Below are 20,367 nucleotides of genomic sequence, written 5' to 3' on the forward strand. Positions count from 1 at the left end.
TTCCTGACTGGAACCGCTCTGCGGCCCGATCCGTTCCCGGCAATGTGCAGCTTCGTTTCATCCTTGCCCTGCTTCCGCTCGCCGGTTGCGACCTGCCGCCCCGGGACAGCCGTTTCCGCGCCACCGGTGAAGTGATCGCCTTCAGCGGCGCGGATGGCGGCGCGACCGCCGCGTGCTTCTCCTGTCATGGCGTCGATGGCCAAGGCGATGGCGGGGCCACGCCGCGCCTCGCCGGCCTGGATGCGGGCTATCTGCATCGCCAGCTGGACGATTATGCCTCCGGGCGGCGCGACCATGCGCCCATGCGGGCCATCGCCCAGCACCTCGATGCGGACGATCGGGAGAAAGTCGCCGCTTACTATGCGGGACTGGCACCCACATGGGCGCCCTCTGCCGCCACGGCCTCCGCGACCGATCCGCATGCTGCGCGATTATACAGCGAGGGCGACCCCGCGCGGGGCCTGCAGGCCTGCGCCCAATGCCATGGCGAAAATGGCGAGGGGGGCGGGCCGGGCAATCCGCCGCTCGCGGGCCAGCCGGCCGACTATATGGCGCGGCAATTATGGGCTTGGCGGACCGGAAAGCGCCTCAATGATCCGCTCGGCGAGATGCTGGCGGTCAGCCGCCGGCTTTCTTCGGAGGAGGTGGCGGCGGTTGCAGCCCATGCCGCGGCACTTCCAGGGGCGCATCTTCCGGAAGCTCCGGCAGCATCCCGCGCAGCACGTCGTGTCGATTCCAGAAATGATGCTTTAGGGCCGCGCCCACATGCAGCGGGATCATCACGATAAGCAGCAGAATCAGGATGGCGTGGATGCTCTCGCCCCAGTTCAGGGCCAGCCACTGGACCGGCACCGGCGTCGCGGCGAAAGGCATGAGCGGCCAGGGGACGAGCCCTGCAAGGCGAAGCGGCGGGCCGCCGTCGATCGCTGACCACATTGCCCAGCCGCTCAGCGGCAGGCCGAAAAAGCAGATGTAGAAGAGGACATGCGTCACATAAGCGGCGCGGGTCTGCCATCCGAGATCATTGGCGTCGTTGATGGGCGCCGGAACGATGAACCGCCAGAGCAGGCGCAGCAGCGCGAGCATCAGCATCAGCAGGCCGATCTCGGCATGGACCTCGAAGGCGCGCAGCTTGTCGCCTCCCGCTGGCAGCCGGCTCATGTACCAGCCCCAGCCAAGCTGGAAGAGGATGAGGGCGGCCATGGTCCAGTGGAAGACCTGCCCAATCGGGGAGTAGCGCCGTTCCGCCGTATGACGGGCCGCCCAGGCCCGGATCGCCTCGATCATGCCCGCGCCTCGATCATGCCGGGAGGGCTCGCGCAGGCGTGAGCATCCGCCAGCCGCGCAGCAGCGCGGCGCCGAGATAAAGCGCGGAGGCCGGCGCCCACATGATGAGCCCGCCCACCTGCTGGTCCTCCAGCGGGGTGAAGCCCCAGGGCTGCGTGCTCAGCCAGTGCGGCGCGTACATTGGTTGCGTGGCGAAGGTGATGAGCGCGCCGAGCAGGCCCATCTGCACCATCATGATGAGCAGCAGGCCGATGGCCGAGCTATCCGCCGTGCCTCGCAGCGCTGCCCAGAAGCCGAGGGCGCTGCCGAGCAGGCTGGCCTGCATCAGCCAGTAGGCGGCATCGCTGGAGAGCGCGAAGGCATAAGGCCCCGGCGCATGCCATATCCAGAAGAGCAGCGCGTGCGCGCCCGCCCAGTAAGCCACGCCGCCCGGTGACCGCAGCCCGAGGCCCCGGACGAGCAATGGCGCTGCCACCGCCGTAAGCAGGACATGATGGACGACGCGCGCGCCGAACAGGGCGGAAGACAGCGCGCAGAGCGGCGATATGAAGAGCAGCGCAAGGCAGGCAAGGCCGAGGCTCGCGGATGTCCGGTCCGCCCCACGCCGCCACGCCCAGAGGCCCGCCAACAGCAGCGCGGCGATCACGAGCGGATCGAAATTCCAGCGCGTCAGCCATTCGGACGGCAGTGGCGCCACGCCGCAATAAGGTATCCAGGTGCGATCCATCAGTCGGTTCCTTCCCCACTTCGGGAACCTTGGCAGGAGCGTGCGGTTCCCAAGGAAGGCTTGTGGAGAGGATTTGCCGGAGAGGAATACCCGGAATGACGTCTCTGCCGGCCGAGAATGATCGCGCCGCGTCCCGGCAGTCCGCAACCGGAGGAATGCACCCCCATGACCGCTTTGCACCGCAGAAGGGAGACGGTGCTTCATCCCCTTCACGCCATTCTGCTGAGCTTTCCCGTCGCCATGTTTTCCGGCGCGCTTCTCTCGGACCTTGCTTATCTGAAGACGGCGGAGATCCAGTGGTCCAATTTCTCCGCATGGCTGATCACGGGGGCGATGCTTGGCGGCACGGGCGCGCTTGTCTGGGCCGCGCTGTCCTTTGTCCTCGGCAAGCGGAGGGCGCCGGGACGCCCGCGCGCGCTTGGCTATCTGCTGATCCTCGCGGCCATGTGGATACTCGGCCTCATCAATGCCTTCCAGCACAGCCGTGACGGCTGGAGCTCGGTGGGCGGCGCGGGTCTGGCGCTCTCCATTCTCTGCACGCTGCTGGCCCTGCTCGCGGCATGGATCGGCTTTGCCGGCATCCGCCGCAAGGAGGTGCTGGCATGACCCGGCTCATGAAGATGCGCGCGCTGCGCCGCCAGTCGGTCTCGCGCCCGGCCGTGGCCGGCCTGGCGCTCAGCCTCGCTCTGGCGGGATGTTCGGACGGTCCGTTGCCGCCGGAGCAGATCGGGTCCCGCCCGCATCTGCCCGAGCCTGCGGAGACGCTGGTCCCGCCCATGAAGATCGCCTCGCCGACCGGCTGGGACGGCGGGAAGCCCCGTGCGCCGGCGGGCTTTACCGTCACGGCCCTCGCCACCGATCTCAAGGTGCCCCGCCAGATGCTCGTGCTGCCCAATGGCGACCTGTTGGTGGCGGAGGGTCTGGGTGGCGGCGCCCCGGTGATGCGACCCAAGGATCTCATCGCCGGCATCATCAAGAGTCGCGGCAAGAGCGGCACCGAAGGCGGCGACCGCATCACCCTGTTGCGGGATGAGGATGGCGACGGCCGGGCGGACTTTCGCACCACGTTCATTTCCGGGCTGAACGCGCCTTATGGCCTCGCACTGGTGGATGGCAGCCTGTACGTCGCCAATCAGGATGCCCTGCTGCGCTTCCCTTATCAGGAAGGCCAGACGCGGATCACCACGCCTGGCACGGAAGTCACCAAACTGCCCTCGCGGCTCAATCACCACTGGACCAAGGCACTGGTCGCCAGTGCCGATGGCACGAAGCTTTATGTGGGGATCGGCTCCAACAGCAATGTCGGCGAGCGGGGCATGGCGGTGGAAGAGGAACGCGCCGTCATCTGGGAAATCGACCGCGAGACCGGCGCCCGCCGCACCTATGTGACCGGCATTCGCAATCCCACCGCGCTGGCCATCGAGCCGCGCACCCGTGCCCTCTGGGCCGTGGTGAACGAGCGGGACGAGATCGGGGCCAATCTGGTGCCGGATTACCTCACCGCCGTGCGTCCGGGCGCTTTCTATGGCTGGCCGTACAGCTACTGGGGCCGGCACATCGATCCGCGCGTGCGGCCGCAGAAGCCGGAGCTGGTCGCCAGCGCGGTCACGCCGGATTATTCGCTGGGCTCCCATGTCGCGCCGCTGGGCCTTGCCTTCGTGCGCGGGCCGGGTTTCGCCGGCAGCTATGGGGAGGGTGCCTTCGTGGGGCAGCATGGCAGCTGGAACCGCCGGACGCTCGTCGGTTACAATGTCGTGTGGGTGCCGTTCTCGAACGGCCGGCCCGCCGGCCCGCCGCGTCCCTTCCTGACCGGCTTCATCGATGAGGATGGCAATGCGCGGGGACGGCCGGTCGGCGTCACTTATGATCCCGCGCGCCGGGCGCTGTTCGTCGCGGACGATCTCTCCAACACCATTTGGCGCGTCGCGCCGGCCACCCGATGAAGCGCGCCCTGCTGGTCCATAATGACAATGCTGGCACCGATCCGGTGCCACGCCATGTCATCGAGGCGTATCTGCGCCGCGCGGGCTACGAGAGCCGATATTGCTCGCATCTGGATGAGGAGCTCGAGGCCGCTCTCGAGGGGCCGTTCGACCTCATCGTCGCAGCGGGCGGCGATGGCACCGTGGCCGATGTGGTTTCGGCGCTGAAGGATCAGGATGTGCCGATCGGCATCCTGCCACTGGGCGGCGCCAACAATATCGCCGGCGCGCTCGGTGTCGACGGGGACTGGCGCACGATCCCCGAGCGCTGGTCGGCCGAGCGCTGGACGCTGCTCGACCGCTGCGAAGCGGATGGCCCATGGGGGCGCCGCAGGTTCGTGGAAGCCGTCGGCACGGGTGTGCTCACGGACGCCGTCGACGATGCGGAGGAGGCGCCCAGAACGGCCGCCGAGAAACGGGAGAACGGCCGTGCGGCCTTCCGCGCCGCGCTGTGCCGGGCCGAGCCGTTCGATTGCGCGATCGAAACGCCGGATAGGCGCTGGCAGGGCCAATGCCTGATGGTGGAGATCATGAACATTCCCTTTGTCGGGTCCACGCTGGCACTCGCGCCGGGTGCGCTCGCGGGTGATGGGCTGTTCGACATCGTCGTCGTGCAGCCGCACCAGCGCGACCTGCTGCACGAATGGGCCCTCGATCCCGATGCTGCTCCCTGCCCGCTGCCGGTCTGGCGCGCCACCCGAGCCCGGCTGACCGTGCATGACCGGCCCTTCCGCCTCGATGACCGCTCACCCGATGCGACACTGTCTGGCAGCGTGGAGGTCCGCTTGCGCCGCCCGGTGAAGATCCTCCAGCCACGGGAGCTGACATGATGACCCGCGACAAGCACGAGAGCGCCCTGCTCGACGATGCCCTCCTGACCGACATCGAGGCGCTCGCCGTCGAGCTTGCCCAGCTGGGCGGCACCGAGATCCGCGCCGCGCTCGGTGGCATGCTGCGCGTGCGCTACAAGAGCAGCGAGGAGGATAGCGCGCATTTCCGCGATCCGGTGTCGGAAGTGGATGCCCATGTCGAAACCGTCATCCGCGAGCGGCTGGCGGTGCATTTCCCCGATCATGACATCATCGGGGAGGAAATGGATCATCGGCCGGGCCGTGGCCATGACTTCCTCTGGGCGGTCGACCCGATCGACGGCACCACCAATTTCATCAACGGCTTTCCGCTGTTCGCCTCCTCGGTGGGCGTCCTTTTCCGGGGACGGCCCATTGCCGGCGCGGTCTGGTGCAGCACCAGCCATGCCCTTGAGGCGGGCGTCTATCATGCCGCGGTCAACGGGCCGTTGCGGTTCAACGGCGCGACGCTGGACAGCCAGGTCAATCCGGACGTACGGCGCCGCCTGCGGGGCGTCCCCAGCGCGCCGTCCCGTCCGGCGCCGGACTGGGACAGCCGCAAGACGGGATCGGCCGCTATCGAATGCGCTTTCGTCGCGGCCGGACTGCTCGAAATGGCATGGTTTGAACGGCCCAATATCTGGGATGTCGCTGCCGGCGCGGCCCTCGGCATCGCGGCCGGCAAGACCATGCTGGAGAAGCAGGGAGGCGACGCCTGGCAGCCCTTCAACGGGTTCCAGTCAGGCGATCGGGAGCCCGGGCTCTGGGCCGCCCCGATGGCCATCGGAAGCCCGGAGGCGGTGGAGCGGTTCCTGCGCGACCCCGCCGGCTGACGCGAGCGGGATGGCCCGGCCCCGGGGGGCAGGGGTCAGGATGGCGCCCGATCTGCCGTGCCGTTTTCCGATGCCGCCGTCGCCCGTGGCGGCACCAGAATGAGCGTACGCCCCTCCACGCGCCATGAGGCCAGCTTGGAGAGGAAATTCATGCCCAGCACGTCCATCGGGCCCAGAGCGGGCGAGATGACGACCTTGAGGCCCTGGGCTTGAATGCCGCCGAGCTGGAGCTGCTCGACCGTCCCGGTGCGCGCTTCCACCGCGCCATTGGCCGTCCGCAGGATCACGGGCACCATGCTGGCGTCGCGCTGGACCGAAGTCAGATCGGCGGTCTGCGCCGAAACGGCGGTGATGGTGGCGCCACTGTCGATGAGCATGCGGCGCTCCACGCCGTTGATCCGCACATCGGCCCAGAAATGACCATCCCGCGCCATCGGGATATGGACTTCCTCGCCCTCTATCCGCTGCCCGTCGATCCCCATGCGATCGGTGAGGCGCGCGAGGTTGGGATCGAAGGGTGCATGCTGGAACAGCAGGAATAGGCAGAAAGCCAGGATCGCGAAGGAGAGGAGCGCGCGCAATATCCGCCCCACATAAGGAATGTTGAAAAGGATGATGAGCAGCAGCGCCGCGCCCGCCGCATAAAGCGCGAGCTGCTGCCACTCGGGATCGGTGGTTATCGGCATGGCGCGCTGCTCCTGCCCGCCGGCCGCCGGTCGAGCCGCGGCTCATCCGCGCAGCCGGGCAGGGGGCGAGGCGAACCGCTGCGCGAGCGGGCATCCAATCCGCCGCCGGTGCGTTCGCAAGAGAGGCCCATGACGATCATGAAAGGAGAGCAATCATGGCTGATCTGAGTCAGGTGCGTGAGCATATGGACATCATCGGGGCGGACGGCGTGCACATCGGCACCGTCGACAAGGTCGAGGGCGACCGGATCAAGATGACGAAGGCCGACAGCGGCTCGCATGGCAGCCACCATCATTATCTGTCGGGCGGGCTGGTTGCCGAGATCGAGGGCGATCAAGTCCGTCTCTCGGCGACGGGTGCTGCGGCGCTGCTGTTCGAGGAAGAAAAGGACGGTGAAGCGATCGCTGATCGAAACTGACGCGGTGCAGGTCGCAGCCGGTGAGGAGCGGGGGGCGCTGGCCCTCACGCCCCCTCGCCGGCGGCGGCCTGCTGGCGCATTTTCATGCGCGCGATGACAACCACGCCGATGAGCGTGACCACCGGATTGCGGATCGCGAACCGGATCGCGCCATCCACGAGACGGGGCGTTGCAGCGGCCAGTGCCATCTTCGCGAGCGTGCCGGGCTGCTCGCTCCGCAGCGAGCGCATCACGGGCTCGGCGAGCGCGATCCCCGCCTCGCCGGTCGTGATGCAGGCCTGACCGACCGACCGGGCCACGGCGCGGGCCTTGGGCGCGACGGCGTCCGTCGACGATTTGCTCTTCGCAGGCGTCGAAAGCGCCTTGCCCGCCGGAGCCTTGCCCGCCGAATTCGCAGTGTGTGAAGCTGTGGAAGCCGCCATGTCGGATCTCCTTCGCGCGTGAACCTTTTGTCATGCCAACGCCCGGAAACCGGGCCTGTTCCCGTGCCGCGCCGTTCAGGATACGCGGCTGGCGCGATGCGCGGCCTCCCGCCGGCGCTTCTTCTCCATGAGCAGCCGGCTCGCCCGGTCGAGCGCGACACTGTCCGCCATCACCGCGCCCCGCTCGCCCATCGGGCGGTCCGGGCCGACAGTCGAGTCGACCATGGTCTGCCGCTCCATCTCGCTGTTCACTTCCGCGCCGATCAGCACCGCAAAGGCGGACACGAACAGCCACATGAGAAAGATGACGACCGCCGCGAGCGAGCCATAAGTGGCGTTGTAGTTCGTGATGTTGGCGACATAGAAGCCGAAGCCCAGGGTGATCGCCAGCCAGAGCACCGTGGAGAGGACCGAGCCCACCGAGAGCCACCGCCATTTGGCGGCGCGCCGGTCCGGCGCGTAGCGAAAGAACACCGCGAAGGTCAGGCTGATGAGCGCGCCCGCGAACAGCCAGGTCAGCCCCTGGATGAGCAGGGCGGCAGCGCTACCGATATAAGGCGCGAGGAAATTGCGCGCATATGTGAACAGCGAGATCGCCACCGTGCCGATGATGGCGACCATGACCATGCCGAGCGTGATGGCGGCCGCGAGGCCGGTGGTGCGGATGAAGTTGCGCGTCTCATATTCCTCGTAGATCACGTTGAGCGCGGTGATCATCGCCGTGGCCGCGCGCATCGCGCCGTAAAGCGAAAAGAAGAGCGCGATGAAGAGGCCGAGGCCCTGCGCCGTCTTGCTGCTGGTGACGATCGCCAGCAGCTGTTCCTTCAGGATGGTCAGCACCTCGGGCGGCACGATGCCTTCGAGCAGCGTGATGTTGGCGGCGACGCTCTGCGGATCGCCGACCAGTCCGTACAGGAGGACGATCGACGCGATGAGCGGCACGAAGGCGAGAAAGGCATAGAAAGCCACGCCCGCGGCCAGGAGGCTGAGATTGTGGAAGCCGATCATCACGTAGATGCGCTTGACGATCGACCACCAGGCGGCGCGCGGAAGCTGCAGCGGGGATTCCCCCCGTGCGCCGGGCAGCGTATCGGCCAGCATCTCCGCGTCCTGGCGGGAGATCGGCTGGCCGTCCTCCGTGACTGGTCCCTCGCTCGGTGTCATGGCTCAGCCTGATTGACCATGGTGTCGGGCGCATTCGGATCGGTGCGGAGCCGGCCGGCATGCGCGGAGGCGTTCATCTGCCGGCTCAGCTCCTCCTGGATGTTGCTCGCGGTCGTATCGATCGACTGCGCCTGCTCGTTGTAGCGCTCGTCGAAGCTCTGGTCGCTGCCGCAGGCCACGAGCAGCATCGGGCAGCAAAGGACAAGGAAACGGCGCATCAATAATCCTTCCGATAGCGCAAGTTCACGCTTGATCCGCCGAAGCTGCCCATCGAGCTGAGCACCGAAAGGGCGCGGGACAAGCTGACTTCGAGCTGGGTAGCGGTATATCCCCGCGCGTCCGTCACGATCTCCACATAGATGTCGTTGCTGATATATTGCCCCACTGCGAGGGAAGTTCCCCGGCCGGTCTCCTCGTCCGCGCCGAGGATGCGCAGCCGGTCGATGCCGCTGGCGGATTGCAGCACGCCGAGCGGATTGAGCCCGCCGCCGCTGCCGCGCAGGCTGTTGAGCGAGGCGGCGAGCTGGACCGCCTGGATCGTGCTCAGTTCCCCGACCGAATTGCCGAACAGGATGCGGGCCATCAGTTCGTCCTGGGGGAGGCTGGGCGTCGAGCTGAACGCGATCTGGGGGTCGCCGGCCGAGCCGGTGATGGTGATGTTGATCGTCACGTCCTCGACATCGCCGCTCGCCACGATGCGCAGTTCCGGATTGGTCATTTCGTCGCCGCTGAAGGTGAGGCGGCCTTCCTGAAGCTCGAACGAGCGGCCGGCAAAGCCGAGCGTGCCGCGCACGAGCCGGACGTCGCCGGTGATCCGCGGCGCGCCGCTGGTGCCGCCGACATGGATGTCCGCGCTCCATTCGGATTCGAGGCCCATGCCGCTCACGTAGATGCGGTTGTCCGCCCGGAGCCGCACGTCCAGCCGCCAGTCGGACGGGATGCTCTCCATCGGCTCGGGCGCGCCGCTGATCCGCTCGCGTCCGAGCGCCGGCTTGCGGCGCACGCCGGTGAGCGTGGGCACCTGCGCCGAACCCTGGCGGACGATGCGATAGCGCGTCTCGGGCAGCGCAATGCTCCCGCTGATCGTCGCCGGGGTGCCCGGGCCGTTGACCACGCGCAACTGCCCCGTCGTGCGGGCCTCCATGTCGGATCCGCTCGCGAGCTGGGCATTGTTCATGTCGATGCCGAGCTGGATGGGGAAGCCCTGGGCGGAACTGAGCGAGACGAAGCCACTGGCGCTCACCGTGCCGTCGCCCGCATTGGCAGTGAGGCTCTCGACCTGCAGGCGGTCATTGGTGAAGCGGCCGCGTACCGCGAGCTGGGTCAGACGGGTGCCGAACTGCGTATTCTCATAGACGAGATTGTTCGCGCGCACGACGCCGGTGAGTTGCGGCGCGCTGACCCGTCCGGTGAAGTCGGCGGCAAGGCCGACTGCGCCGCGCAGGCTCTGGTCGGGCAGGGCCGCAAGCGAGAACAGCACGTCCGCCGGGCCGTTGTAGCGCACGCCGCCGGAGAGGGGCGCCGCCATGAGGCGCGTGGTCCAGCTGCCGGCGCCGGGGGGCAGGGGACGAAGATCGACCTGCAGGCGCCCGATCGCGGCGCCGCGCCGGCGGATGATGGCGCGGGCATTGCCGCCATCCGGCACCAGCCGGCCCACGAAGCTCATGTCGACCGGCTCGGACACCGCCGCAAGGCTCGTGCGGGTGAAATTGTCGATCCGCAGGCGCGCGTCCGCGCTCGGGAAGGCGCTGTCCGACGGTTGCGAGAAATCGACGCTCCCATTGGCCATGCCGCCAAGGCCGAGGCCGGGGGCGAACGGATTGGCGAGCGCCAGATTGACGTCCTGCAGGCGCGCCTGGAGGGACATGCCCGGGCCATAGCGGCCAGCCAGCCGCAGCGTGCCCTGTCCGATCGACAGCGCGGCGGGGCGAAGCGTGTATCCGCTGTCCTCCGGGACAATCCGCATGGCCTCGCGCGTCTTCACGTCGATGCCGTTGAGCCGCCCGTCGATCGCGACGCGCCAGAGCGCGGGATCGAAGCGCGTGTTGGCCGCGAGCCGGAAGGGGTAACGCGTGCGTCCTTCGACCAGCATCTTCGCCTGGCCGCTGCCGCCGCGATAATTCACGTCGGCGCGGGCCCCGGCAATGCTGAGTTCGCCCATGCGGGCCCCGGCGAGCTGCATGGCCGCCACCACCTGCGGCTGGTCGGCGAGCAGGACGTCCGCATTCACGAAGCCGCGTGCCAGGCTGACAGTGGCGTTGCCGGGCAGGCTCGCGTCGCGGGCACGCGCATTGACGAGCAGGCGCTGCGAGCCGCCCTGATCCGAGAGGTCCACCCGTCCGTTGAGGCCGGAGCCATTGGCGAGCAGCGTTCCCGCGAATGGGCCGGCGCGCGTCTGCGTGATCTGGCCGGTCAAGCCGATGCCGGCGAAATTGGTTCCCTGCCGCACGTCGATCGCCAGCGCGCCGCCGGTACGCACCGCCACGTCGGCCTTGAGCGGTCCATAATCGGTGACGCCTTGGGCATCGACCAGATAGGTGCCGTCATTGCCGCGCACCGTCGCTTCCAGATCGGCAACGCCGATGCCGAGCCCCGGGCGCGGCGCGGCGAGGCGAACCACCGGCCGCGCGACCGAGCCCGTCACGTCCAGGCTCAAGGGGCCATATTGATCCGAACTGCCGCTCGCGGCGAAGCGCAGCGATCCGTCCGCCCCATAACGGCCCCGGCCGCCGGTGAGCCGGAATTGCGGGGCCGACACGTCCAGCCGGTCGAGGCTGGCCACGCCATTGCTGTCATAACCCACATTCGCGACAATGAGCGCGTTGCCGCCGAGGAACGTCTGCACGCTATCGTTCAGCAGCCGCGTGGAGCGGGCCGCGACGCGACCGCCGAGCCGGAAATAGCCATTGGCCCCGGTCTTGAGGTCCATGTCCGTCTGCAGGTTGAAGATGCCGACGCTTTCCACCCGGTAATCATTGACCCGGCCATTGAGCGCGCCGCTGTACAGCGCCTTGTCGAGATCCGCGACGATCACGGCGGTGGCATCGATCCGGTCCGAGCGCAGGCGGATATTGTCCGAGAGCAGCCGGGCATTCGCATAAGCGAGGTCGCCATCGAGCCGCACATTGGTGAGCAGCGGGGCAACGCTCTCGTTGACGCCGATGATCCGCCGGGCGCTGCCGTGCAGCGGGATGCGCCATTGCTCCTTCTCCAGCGCGGCGCTGCCCGAGAGGCTCAGCCCTTCCACCACCGTCGCACCGAAGCCGATCCGCTGCGCGGTCAGCCCGTAGGCGATTTCCGGCGCGGCGAAGCTGCCGTTGAGCGTGGCCGTCGCGGCGATGTCCGCACCGCTGAGATTCTCCGCGATGACACTCGGCTTGAGCAGGCGGAAGCCGAGCTGGAGATCGCGCATGGTGCTGGCGCCCAGGTCGATCTGCCCGTCAGCGCCGAAGGTGAAATTGTCGCTCTGGACGCCGCCGTGCAGATGAGCGCGCCGCTCGGCCAGCGTGGCGGAGAGATCGAGCTGGGTGACGGGTTCCAGCATCGCCCGCCCGGGACCGGTGATGAACAGGCCGGGGCGGATCGGTCCGCGCGCCGTGAACGTGCCGTCCCGCGCCGTGATGACCACATTGGCGAGGTCCTCCGCGCCCATCGTGCCCGAGAGCCGCCCGTCCCAAATCTGCCAGTCGCCTTTGCCGGAGACGGTGAGCGCGACGGGTTGCGCCACGCCGCTGTAGCTCGCGACGAGCCCGTCGGCCGGGCCCGCCAGTCGCATCTCGATGGCGAGGCGATTGCTTTCGGGCACCGCGTCGAGCACCAGCGCGAGCCGGTCGCCGCCGGCCACGCCCGGGGCGGCGATGGCGCGCCCGTCCGCCTTGATCTGCGCGCGGCGGTCGGCAATGTGTACCGTGCCGGCAAGGCCCAGCAGATGGCGCCGTCCGGTGACCGGCGCGTCGATCTGCAGGCGACCGATCTCCAGTCGGTTCACGTCGATGTCGAGATCGGGCAGCAGCGGGCCTTCGCTCGGCGGCGTGGGATTGAACTGCGGGTTGCGATGGAACCGCGCCTGCGGGATGAGCAGCGCGCGGATGTCCACATGATTGCTAAGATAAGCGAACGGGCGCCAGTCCATGTCGACAAGCGGGGCGCTGAGGAACGTGCCCCGGGGGTCGCGCAAGGCGACATCGCGCAGACGCATGGCGCCGAAGATCGAGCCCTCGATCCGGCCGACGCGGATCTGCATGCCATTCTCGAAGCTCAGGCCTTCCACCTGCCGTGCCACAAAGCGCCGGCCGCTGTCCGTGCCCAGCCAGGCATAGCCGCCGATCGCCAGGGCGAGGAGCAGGCCCAGCAGGCCGAGAAGGCCGAGCGCCACGCGGCGGCCCCAGCGGGCGCGGCGGGGCGGGGGAGCCTCGGGCAGCGGCGCGGGCGTCATGTCGCTTGTCTCCGCCATCAGAAGGCCTGCCCGATCGAGATATAGACGGAAACGCGCGATTCACCCGGCTGGCGATTGATCGGCGTGGCGACGTCCAGCCGCATCGGGCCAAAATTAGTGTAGAAGCGTCCGCCAATGCCGACGCCGAAGCGCCAGTCCGTGAAGCGCGGCATCTCGCTGGTGTATACCTGCCCGCCATCGATGAAGCCGACGATGCCGTAATTTCCGAAGCGGTAGCGCACTTCCGCCGCCGCCTCGACCAGGCTTCGCCCGCCGATCGGCCGGTTGTCCGGGTCCTTGGGTCCCAGCTCCTGATAGCCGAAGCCGCGGACCGAGCCGCCGCCACCGCCATAGAAGCGCCGCGACGGCGCGATCTGCGCGCGCGCCGCGCCGCCGATCATGCCCACGCGGGCGCGCCCGGCGAGCACCACATCATCCGAGACGGGGTAATAGCCCGTGCCCTCGAACAGCGTGCGGGCATAGGCCTGCGCGCCGCTGCCCAGCGAGCTCTCCGGGGATATGCGCGCGGACAGGCGGAAACCGCGCGTGGGATCGAGCAGCGAATTGGACGTGTCGAACGTGATCTGCCCGGGCAGCGTCAGCACATAATAAGTGCGCCGCCGCCGCTCGCCCGCGTCGAAATCATAGTCCTGCTCATTGGTGCCGATCAGCTCGAAGCCGTAATTATAGGTCCAGCGCTTCTGCCAGATCGGCGTGCTGTCATAGGAGACGCGGCCATAGAGCCGCCCCGTCAGCGCCTCATAAGCCTCGAAGTCGCTGCGCCGCGCATCGATGCCAAGTTCCACCGTGCGGTCGCGCCGGCCGGCATTGGAGCGGCGGAACGCGACGCCGAGCCCCTGTTCCTGCGTGCCGGCGGTGCCTTGCACGACCAGCGCGCCTTCCGGCGGGAACATGTTCCGGTGCGTCCAGCTTCCGTCGATCTTGATGCCTTGCCCCGTCTCGTAGCCCGCCTGCGCCGCGAGCGTGCGCGGTGGCCCTGCTTCCTGGCTGACGACCAGCGTCGCATAGTCCGTGCCGTCGCCGGCCGGGACGCCGCTCGGCTCGGGATCGACCGAGACGACCGAGAACAGCCCGGTCGCGACCAGCGCGCGGCGCAGGTCGTCCACTTTGCGGCTGTCGTAGAGCTCGCCCTTGCGGAACCGGGCGATCCGCTCGATGTGCCCGGGCTCGAACACGGCTTCCTCGCCCCGGTTCACGATGTCGCCGAAGCTGCTGCGCGGGCCGGGCGTCACGGGCAGCGTGTAGTCGCCGGTGCGCGTCTCCGCATCGAGCAGGATGTCGCGCTCGCCGATCTCGACGAAAGGATAGCCGTTCTGCGGCAGTTCCACGGCGATGCTGGCCTCGCCCGCGAGGATGTCCTCGGCCTCGATGGGGTCGCCGGTCTGCGGCGCGAAGGCACTGACGATGAGGTCCTCGGGGATCACCGGCGCCGCGTCGAAGCGGATGGCACCCAGCACGTAGCGGGGGCCGGGCGTCACTTCGAGAAGCACGCGCACCGGATCGTCGCTGCCCGTCTCGCCGAGCTGGAGGCTCCCGCGCACGTTGGAATCGAAGAAGCCGTGGCTCGAAAGAATGTCCGCGAGAAGCTTCTGGTCCTCCTCCAGCCGCGCATTGATCATCGCGCCGTTCGCCGCGCGGCCATCGCCGTCTTCCAGCGCGGAGAGGGATTGGAACTGGGCGCGGATCGTATCGGCGTCCACCGGGGCCTTGCCGCCCGCCTCATTCAGCGTGTCGAGGCCTTCGATGCTGTAATTGTACCGCGTCTCGGCGGCGCGGCTCTCCTCCTCCTCGGTGTAGCGGCTGTCGTCGAAGGGCTCGACGTCGAAGGCTTCGATCGGGGTGAGCGGCTGGTCCGCCTCGGGGTCGTCCGGCAGGGGCGCGCCGATGTCGTCCACGGGCGGCAGGGCCTGCTCGCCCGGCGTCGTGGCGCGGCGATCGGCCTCGGCTTCCCACTCCGAGACGGAGCCCATCGCGCCGGCGGGGTCGTCGGAAATCGGCGGGATGCTCTCGTCGAATTCCTCGTCGGAAATGATCGGCTCGTCGGGCTGCGCGTCTGACGGGGCGGCGTCCTGCGCTTCCGCGCCGGTCAGCACGGGCGGATCGGCAGGCACGGCAGGCTGGCGCGCGCGGACGGGCTGGCCGGCGACGATGAGCGCGGTCAGCACCAGCGGTGACGCCGCGAGAAGACGCAATGCGCGGCTCCGGGCGGCTCCACCAGAGCCAAAGCCTCCTGAGCCGAACCCGATCGAAGACAAGCAGGACCCCCATTTATCGCGCCTGTCCTGAGGACCTATGCGCCGCCTTGCTCTACACAACACGCTGGAGGCCGGTTGGTTTCTGGGGAATTTGCCCCGGCGCCTCATGGACGGCCCGAAGCGGGACTGTGGCGCGGGCAGGGCGGGCGCCTGATCCACCCGGGGCGCCGGGCGAGAAACCGGTTGGGTTTCCTGCGCGTTGGCGTTTAACCTGGCCTTTCCGCGGCCGCTCCAGGGAAGTCCAGTCTCGCCGATGATCACTCTCTCTCAGGTCAGCAAGAGCCATGGCGAGCGCCGCGCGCTCGACGATGTGACGCTCGCCATCGAGAGCGGATGCTTCCTCGCCATCGTCGGACAGTCGGGCGCGGGCAAGACGACCTTGCTCAAGGCGATCAACCGGCTGGCCGATATCGATAGCGGGCAAATCATGGTGGATGGCGAGGATGTGAGTGCCCAGCCGCTCGCCGCGCTGCGCCGCCGGATCGGCTATGTGTTCCAGGGCATCGGGCTCTTCCCGTACATGAGCGTCGCGGAGAATATCTGGCTGGTGCCGCGCCTGCAGGGCATGGCCCGCGCGGGGCGGGAGGCGCGGGTCGCCGAGCTGCTGGCACTCGTCTCGCTGCCGGCGGATTTCGCGGAGCGCTATCCGGCGCAGCTTTCCGGCGGGCAGGCGCAGCGCGTCGGCTTCGCGCGGGCGCTGGCGGCGGGCCCCTCGATCATGCTGATGGACGAGCCTTTCGGTGCGCTCGACCCGGTCACGCGCGCCGAGCTCGGCACGGCCTATCGCGCGCTGCACGATCGGCTCGGCCTCACCAGTCTGCTCGTGACGCATGACATGAGCGAAGCGCTGCTGCTCGCGGATCGCGTCATCGTGATGGACGAGGGGCGGGTGCTGGCCGACATGACGCCCCGCGCGCTGATCCGTCACCGGGGCGATCCGCGCATCGACGCGATGCTGGACGCGGCGCGCCGCGCAGCCGCTGCCCTCGAAGCCCTGGCGCGCGACGCATGAGCGCGCTGGGCGTGAGTTGGGCCGAGCTGGCCAATCTTGCCCGGGAGCATCTGTTGCTCAGCGGATGCGCGGTGTTGCTCGCCATCGCGATCGGCCTGCCGCTCGCCATTCTCGCGGCGCATCGTCGTGGCGCGCGAGGGCCATTGCTGGCGGTCGTCAGCCTGCTGCAGACCATACCGGGGCTGGCGCTTCTGGCGCTGTTCTATCCGCTGCTGCTGTTCCTCGCCGATCTGAGCGGCCTTGCGATCCCGGCGCTTGGCTTCCTCCCCGCGCTGCTGGCGCTCACCGTCTATGCTCTGCTGCCGATCGTGCGCAACGGCGTGGCGGCGATCCGCGGCATCGATCCCGCGCTGATCGAGGCGGCGGAAGGTCTCGGCATGACGGCGGGGCAGCGGCTGCGGCTGGTCGAGCTGCCGCTGGGCGCGCCGGTGATCCTCGCCGGCATCCGCACGGCCGCTGTCTGGACGATCGGCACGGCGACGCTCGCCACCACCATTGGCCAGCCGACGCTGGGCGATCTCATCTTCTCCGGTCTGCAGATCGAGGACTGGCGGCGGGTGCTGGCCGGCTGCATCGCGGCGGCGCTGCTTGCCCTGCTGGTCGATGCGATGCTGGCGCAGGTGGAGGCTGGGCTCGCGACCCGCTCGCGCGCGCGGCTCTGGGCTGGGCTAGGGCTTCTGCTGCTCGCGCTGGCGGCGGCGTTCATGCCCCTGCCTTCGAGCGGCGGCGGGGCCGGCAGGGCGTCCGATGAACCGGCCGGGAAGCCGGTGGTGATCGGCGCCAAGAATTTCTCCGAGCAATATATCCTCGCCCGCGTCATCGAGGCGCGGCTGCGCGCGGCGGGCTATCGCACCGAGCGGCGGGACAATCTCGGCTCCTCGGTCGCCTATCGCGCGCTCGCGGCGGGCGATATCGCGGTCTATGTCGATTATGCGGGCACGCTCTGGGCCAATGTCCTGCAACGCGAGGACAGGCCAGACGGCGCAGCGATGATGCGCACCCTCTCGCGGGAGCTGGCGGACCGGGACGGGGTGACGCTGCTCGGCCCGCTCGGGTTCGAGAATGCCTATGCCTTCGCCATGCGCCGCGACCGCGCCGAGGCGCTCGGCATCGCGACGCTGGCGGATCTCGCGCGGGAATCGCCGCGCCTGCGCCTCGGCAGCGATCTCGAGTTCCTCAGCCGCCCCGAATGGCGCGCGGTGGAAGTGGGCTACGGCCCCGCCTTCCGGTCTCAGCGGGCCTATAGTCCCACCTTCATGTATCGCGCGCTGGCGGACGGCTCGGTGGACGTGATCTCCGCTTTCTCTTCGGACGGGCGCATCGCCGCGCTCGATCTCGTGACGCTGGACGATCCGGCCGGCGCTCTGCCCCGCTATGATGCGCTGCTGCTCCTTTCCGGGGCGGCCGCGCGGGACCCCCGGCTGGTCGCGGCGCTGCAGCCGCTGGTCGGGTCGATCCCCATGGATGCCATGCGCGCGGCGAACTGGATGGTGGACCGCGATGCCGACAAGCGCACGCCCGCCGATGCGGCACGCTGGCTGCTGGCGCGCGAAGGCCCGGTCCCCGCCCGATAGCCGGCGTGGACGAATTTCGAGGCCATGGCTGCGCGCCATCTCTCGCCATTCACGTCGTCATCCCGGACTCGATCCGGGATCCCGCTTCTTCCTTTCTCAACCGGCTGGACCCGGCGATCGTCAAGGCAGCGTCATCCCGGATCGAGTCCGGGATGACAATGAAAGGGGGCAAAAAATGCGCGCTTCTGACCCTCAAAGGCCGCGAATTCGTCCCCGCCCCATAGTTGTCCTGCCGCGCGGGGCGTTATAACCAAAGTATCGGTGGTAACCAAAACCGCGCTCGTGCGTAATCGTAGCGGAAGGGCGTGAGCACGCGGCCATCGGTGGTCGTGAAGGAGGGTCAGAACCATGAGCATCACGACTGCGCCAGCTCCCCTGGCCGCGGCGGACAGCGAGGCGCTGGCCCAGCGATATCGCGACGTGCGCGCGCTCAGCCTCGCGCTGGCCGCGCCCCTTTCCGATGCCGATGCGACCGCCCAGTCCATGCCCGATGCGTCGCCCGCCAAATGGCATCTGGCGCACAGCAGCTGGTTCTTCGAGACTTTCGTGCTGCGCGATCATCTGCCGGGCTATCGGCTGGTCGACGAGCGCTGGCCCTATCTCTTCAACAGCTATTATGAAGCCGAGGGCGAGCGCCATGCGCGACCGCGCCGGGGCCTGCTCACGCGGCCGGCGCTGGACGAGGTGCTGGCCTATCGTGCCCGGGTGGACGAGGCATTTCTCTCCGCCCTGCCGATGCTTGCGGAGACCTGTCCCGAGTTGATCGAGCTCGGCCTCCAGCACGAGCAGCAGCATCAGGAACTGCTACTGACGGACATCAAGCATCTCTTCTCCTGCAATCCGCTCGGCCCGGCCCTGTGGCCGCCCGCGCATGAGCCGCAGCATTACCCCACGCCGCTGGTCTGGCATGCCGGGCCGGAGGGCATCGTGGAGATCGGCGCCGGTGCGCACGGTTTCGCCTTCGACAATGAGCGGCCGGCGCATCCCGCGCTCCTGGCGCCCCATGCGCTTGCCAATCGCACCATCACCAATGGCGAATGGTTCGAGTTCATCGACGACAATGGCTATGCGACGCCCACGCTCTGGCTCTCGGACGGGTGGGACTGGGTGAACCGCGAGAGCGTCGAGCATCCGCTTTACTGGCGCCGCAGCCATCATGTCTGGGAGCAGTTCACGCTCGCGGGTTGGCAGCCGGTCGATCCGGCGGCGCCGGTCACGCATGTCAGCTTCTACGAGGCGGATGCCTATGCCGCCTGGGCGGGCGCGCGATTGCCGACCGAGCAGGAATGGGAAGCCGCCGCGCGCACGGCCGATCCCATGGCGGGCGTGCAGCTCGATGGCCCGGGGCCGGTCAGCCCGCGCTTCGAGGAAGCGGGCGAGGGCTTCACCTCGCTGTTCGGCAATGTCTGGGAATGGACCGGCTCGGCCTATCGCCCTTATCCGGGCTTTCGCACGGCGCCGGGCGCGGTCGGCGAATATAATGGCAAGTTCATGAGCAGCCAGTTCGTGCTCAAGGGCGGCAGCTGCGCGACCCCGCGCGGGCATGTCCGCGCTTCCTACCGCAATTTCTTCCATCCCCATCAGCGCTGGCAATTCACCGGCCTGCGCCTCGCCAAGGATCTTTGAATGATGATGGTGCACACCAATCTGAAGCTGATCGAGCGGGACGGCGAGGGCGTCGATCCGGCGTTTCGCGACGATGTACTGAAAGGCATGGCCCAGCGCCAGAAGGCCATTCCCGCCCGCTGGTTCTATGATCTCGCCGGGTCCGAGCTGTTCGAGCGCATCACCGCCCTGCCGGAATATTATCCCACGCGCGCCGAGACCGCGCTGCTGGAGCGGCACGGGCAGGACATCGCCCGGCTGGTCGGGCCGGGGCGTGCGGTGGTGGAGTTCGGCTCGGGCAGCTCGGTCAAGACGCCGCTGCTGCTGCGCGAGATATCTCCGGCGGCTTATGTGCCGATCGACATTTCCGGTGAGTTCCTGCGCCAGTCCAGCGAGGCGCTCGCCCAAGCCTTCCCGACGCTGCCGGTGATGCCGGTGGAAGCCGACTTCATGAAGACGGTGGAATTGCCCGCTGCCGTGAAGGCCTTCGGCATGCTCGGCTTCTTCCCCGGCTCGACGATCGGCAATCTCGTGCCCCGCACCGCCGTCGACCTGCTGCGATCGATGCGCGAGACGCTCGGCGACCGGGCACAACTGCTGATCGGGGTGGACCGCGTGAAGGACATCGACCGGCTGGTCCGCGCCTATGACGATACGCAGGGCATCACCGCGCGCTTCAATCTCAATCTGCTGCTGCGGATCAATCGCGAGCTCGGCGCGGACATTCCGGTCGAGCAGTTCCGCCATGTTGCGCGGTGGAATCCGGACTGGAGCCGCATCGAAATGCATCTCGAAGCCACGCGGGATGTGAGCTTCAGCATCTCGGGCTGCAGCTTCGCGATGCTCGCGGGCGAGACCATCCACACGGAAAACAGCCACAAATACACGCCGGATCAGGCGCGGCTGATCCTGCAGGCAAGCGGCTGGACGCCCAATGCCCAGTGGACCGACGCCGATGGCGATTTCCTCCTGGTGCTGTGCGAGGCGAGCGAGCAGCGGTCCGCGCCCTGAGCGGCGCAGGATGAGGGGTGCGCGATTGCAGCAGAATGCATGCCGATGGGACCAGATGGAAACAGGCGGGACATCAGGCCGCACGG

17 protein-coding genes and 1 pseudogene are annotated in these 20,367 nt (G+C 68.4%); 10 read left to right on the top strand and 8 right to left on the bottom strand.

Annotated elements, in window-relative coordinates; translation table 11 throughout:
• Positions 1-131 precede the first annotated feature (131 nt).
• Positions 132-605, top strand: a pseudogene (locus SLG_RS22430) (c-type cytochrome); the annotation flags it as partial.
• 13 nt (positions 606-618) lie between these two features.
• Here SLG_RS22430 and SLG_RS04470 read toward each other — a convergent pair.
• Together SLG_RS04470 and SLG_RS04475 are read right to left on the bottom strand one after the other, a co-directional pair.
• Complete coding sequence (locus tag SLG_RS04470) at positions 619-1,287, bottom strand: cytochrome b (protein WP_014075234.1); 669 nt, start codon at positions 1,285-1,287, stop codon at positions 619-621.
• Positions 1,288-1,300: 13 nt separating this feature from the next.
• Positions 1,301-2,014, bottom strand: coding sequence for a cytochrome c oxidase assembly protein (locus tag SLG_RS04475; RefSeq protein ID WP_014075235.1), 714 nt, complete (start codon positions 2,012-2,014; stop codon positions 1,301-1,303).
• 165 nt (positions 2,015-2,179) lie between these two features.
• On the opposite strand from SLG_RS04475, the gene SLG_RS04480 reads away from it, so the two are divergent.
• Genes SLG_RS04480 through SLG_RS04495 form a run of 4 tightly spaced genes read left to right on the top strand, consistent with a single transcriptional unit; the run spans position 2,180 to position 5,677 of the window.
• Positions 2,180-2,620: a DUF2231 domain-containing protein gene (locus SLG_RS04480; protein ID WP_041391724.1), complete on the top strand. Its 441-nt coding sequence runs from the start codon at positions 2,180-2,182 to the stop codon at positions 2,618-2,620.
• A gap of 14 nt (positions 2,621-2,634) precedes the next feature.
• Positions 2,635-3,957 carry a PQQ-dependent sugar dehydrogenase gene (locus SLG_RS04485; RefSeq protein ID WP_014075237.1) on the top strand — a complete coding sequence of 441 codons (1,323 nt, stop codon included), beginning with the start codon at positions 2,635-2,637 and terminating at the stop codon, positions 3,955-3,957.
• Positions 3,954-4,826, top strand: a complete 873-nt coding sequence (locus tag SLG_RS04490; protein ID WP_014075238.1) for a diacylglycerol/lipid kinase family protein — start codon at positions 3,954-3,956, stop codon at positions 4,824-4,826. Before SLG_RS04485 ends, SLG_RS04490 begins: the two co-directional genes overlap by 4 nt.
• Entirely contained in the window at positions 4,823-5,677 is an 855-nt protein-coding gene (locus tag SLG_RS04495; protein ID WP_014075239.1) for an inositol monophosphatase family protein, read from the top strand. Before SLG_RS04490 ends, SLG_RS04495 begins: the two co-directional genes overlap by 4 nt.
• Before the next feature lie 35 nt (positions 5,678-5,712).
• On the opposite strand, the gene SLG_RS04500 is transcribed toward SLG_RS04495, so the two are convergent.
• Positions 5,713-6,363, bottom strand: coding sequence for a retropepsin-like aspartic protease family protein (locus SLG_RS04500; RefSeq protein ID WP_014075240.1), 651 nt, complete (start codon positions 6,361-6,363; stop codon positions 5,713-5,715).
• Positions 6,364-6,518: 155 nt separating this feature from the next.
• On the opposite strand from SLG_RS04500, the gene SLG_RS04505 reads away from it, so the two are divergent.
• Positions 6,519-6,782, top strand: coding sequence for a DUF2171 domain-containing protein (locus SLG_RS04505; protein WP_014075241.1), 264 nt, complete (start codon positions 6,519-6,521; stop codon positions 6,780-6,782).
• Between the two features lie 44 nt (positions 6,783-6,826).
• On the opposite strand, the gene SLG_RS04510 is transcribed toward SLG_RS04505, so the two are convergent.
• From SLG_RS04510 to SLG_RS04530, 5 genes are all read right to left on the bottom strand, one after another.
• Entirely contained in the window at positions 6,827-7,204 is a 378-nt protein-coding gene (locus SLG_RS04510; RefSeq protein ID WP_014075242.1) for a hypothetical protein, read from the bottom strand.
• Between the two features lie 75 nt (positions 7,205-7,279).
• Entirely contained in the window at positions 7,280-8,368 is a 1,089-nt protein-coding gene (locus tag SLG_RS04515; protein ID WP_014075243.1) for a YihY/virulence factor BrkB family protein, read from the bottom strand.
• Positions 8,365-8,586: a hypothetical protein gene (locus SLG_RS04520; RefSeq protein WP_014075244.1), complete on the bottom strand. Its 222-nt coding sequence runs from the start codon at positions 8,584-8,586 to the stop codon at positions 8,365-8,367. The genes SLG_RS04515 and SLG_RS04520 overlap by 4 nt, the downstream gene beginning before the upstream one ends.
• Positions 8,586-12,803: a translocation/assembly module TamB domain-containing protein gene (locus tag SLG_RS04525; RefSeq protein WP_231848753.1), complete on the bottom strand. Its 4,218-nt coding sequence runs from the start codon at positions 12,801-12,803 to the stop codon at positions 8,586-8,588. The genes SLG_RS04520 and SLG_RS04525 overlap by 1 nt, the downstream gene beginning before the upstream one ends.
• Before the next feature lie 17 nt (positions 12,804-12,820).
• A complete protein-coding gene (locus tag SLG_RS04530) occupies positions 12,821-15,016 on the bottom strand; it encodes an autotransporter assembly complex protein TamA (protein WP_014075246.1) in 2,196 nt (731 codons plus the stop codon).
• 316 nt (positions 15,017-15,332) lie between these two features.
• On the opposite strand from SLG_RS04530, the gene SLG_RS04535 reads away from it, so the two are divergent.
• The 4 genes from SLG_RS04535 to egtD all read left to right on the top strand — a co-directional run bounded on the left by SLG_RS04535 (position 15,333) and on the right by egtD (position 20,281).
• Positions 15,333-16,091: an ATP-binding cassette domain-containing protein gene (locus SLG_RS04535; RefSeq protein ID WP_014075247.1), complete on the top strand. Its 759-nt coding sequence runs from the start codon at positions 15,333-15,335 to the stop codon at positions 16,089-16,091.
• Positions 16,088-17,665 carry an ABC transporter permease/substrate-binding protein gene (locus SLG_RS04540; protein WP_014075248.1) on the top strand — a complete coding sequence of 526 codons (1,578 nt, stop codon included), beginning with the start codon at positions 16,088-16,090 and terminating at the stop codon, positions 17,663-17,665. The genes SLG_RS04535 and SLG_RS04540 overlap by 4 nt, the downstream gene beginning before the upstream one ends.
• 348 nt (positions 17,666-18,013) lie before the next feature.
• Complete coding sequence (gene egtB / locus SLG_RS04545; RefSeq protein ID WP_014075250.1) at positions 18,014-19,291, top strand: ergothioneine biosynthesis protein EgtB; 1,278 nt, start codon at positions 18,014-18,016, stop codon at positions 19,289-19,291.
• 3 nt (positions 19,292-19,294) lie between these two features.
• A complete protein-coding gene (gene egtD, locus SLG_RS04550; protein ID WP_041392614.1) occupies positions 19,295-20,281 on the top strand; it encodes an L-histidine N(alpha)-methyltransferase in 987 nt (328 codons plus the stop codon).
• Positions 20,282-20,367: the final 86 nt, after the last annotated feature.

The organism is Sphingobium sp. SYK-6 (genome assembly GCF_000283515.1).
GTDB classification, from domain to species: domain Bacteria; phylum Pseudomonadota; class Alphaproteobacteria; order Sphingomonadales; family Sphingomonadaceae; genus Sphingobium; species Sphingobium lignivorans.

What these genes read in the sequence shown, in the direction of transcription:
- SLG_RS04490 (WP_014075238.1), top strand. Translation starts at nt 3,954, where the DNA reads ATGAAGCGCGCCCTGCTGGTCCATAATGACAATGCTGGCACCGATCCG.
- SLG_RS04480 (WP_041391724.1), top strand. Translation starts at nt 2,180, where the DNA reads ATGACCGCTTTGCACCGCAGAAGGGAGACGGTGCTTCATCCCCTTCAC.
- SLG_RS04485 (WP_014075237.1), top strand. Translation starts at nt 2,635, where the DNA reads ATGCGCGCGCTGCGCCGCCAGTCGGTCTCGCGCCCGGCCGTGGCCGGC.
- SLG_RS04525 (WP_231848753.1), bottom strand. Translation starts at nt 12,803, where the DNA reads ATGACGCCCGCGCCGCTGCCCGAGGCTCCCCCGCCCCGCCGCGCCCGC.
- SLG_RS04520 (WP_014075244.1), bottom strand. Translation starts at nt 8,586, where the DNA reads ATGCGCCGTTTCCTTGTCCTTTGCTGCCCGATGCTGCTCGTGGCCTGC.
- SLG_RS04510 (WP_014075242.1), bottom strand. Translation starts at nt 7,204, where the DNA reads ATGGCGGCTTCCACAGCTTCACACACTGCGAATTCGGCGGGCAAGGCT.
- SLG_RS04535 (WP_014075247.1), top strand. Translation starts at nt 15,333, where the DNA reads ATGATCACTCTCTCTCAGGTCAGCAAGAGCCATGGCGAGCGCCGCGCG.
- SLG_RS04500 (WP_014075240.1), bottom strand. Translation starts at nt 6,363, where the DNA reads ATGCCGATAACCACCGATCCCGAGTGGCAGCAGCTCGCGCTTTATGCG.
- SLG_RS04475 (WP_014075235.1), bottom strand. Translation starts at nt 2,014, where the DNA reads ATGGATCGCACCTGGATACCTTATTGCGGCGTGGCGCCACTGCCGTCC.
- egtD (WP_041392614.1), top strand. Translation starts at nt 19,295, where the DNA reads ATGATGGTGCACACCAATCTGAAGCTGATCGAGCGGGACGGCGAGGGC.
- SLG_RS04540 (WP_014075248.1), top strand. Translation starts at nt 16,088, where the DNA reads ATGAGCGCGCTGGGCGTGAGTTGGGCCGAGCTGGCCAATCTTGCCCGG.
- SLG_RS04515 (WP_014075243.1), bottom strand. Translation starts at nt 8,368, where the DNA reads ATGACACCGAGCGAGGGACCAGTCACGGAGGACGGCCAGCCGATCTCC.
- egtB (WP_014075250.1), top strand. Translation starts at nt 18,014, where the DNA reads ATGAGCATCACGACTGCGCCAGCTCCCCTGGCCGCGGCGGACAGCGAG.
- SLG_RS04495 (WP_014075239.1), top strand. Translation starts at nt 4,823, where the DNA reads ATGATGACCCGCGACAAGCACGAGAGCGCCCTGCTCGACGATGCCCTC.
- SLG_RS04470 (WP_014075234.1), bottom strand. Translation starts at nt 1,287, where the DNA reads ATGATCGAGGCGATCCGGGCCTGGGCGGCCCGTCATACGGCGGAACGG.
- SLG_RS04505 (WP_014075241.1), top strand. Translation starts at nt 6,519, where the DNA reads ATGGCTGATCTGAGTCAGGTGCGTGAGCATATGGACATCATCGGGGCG.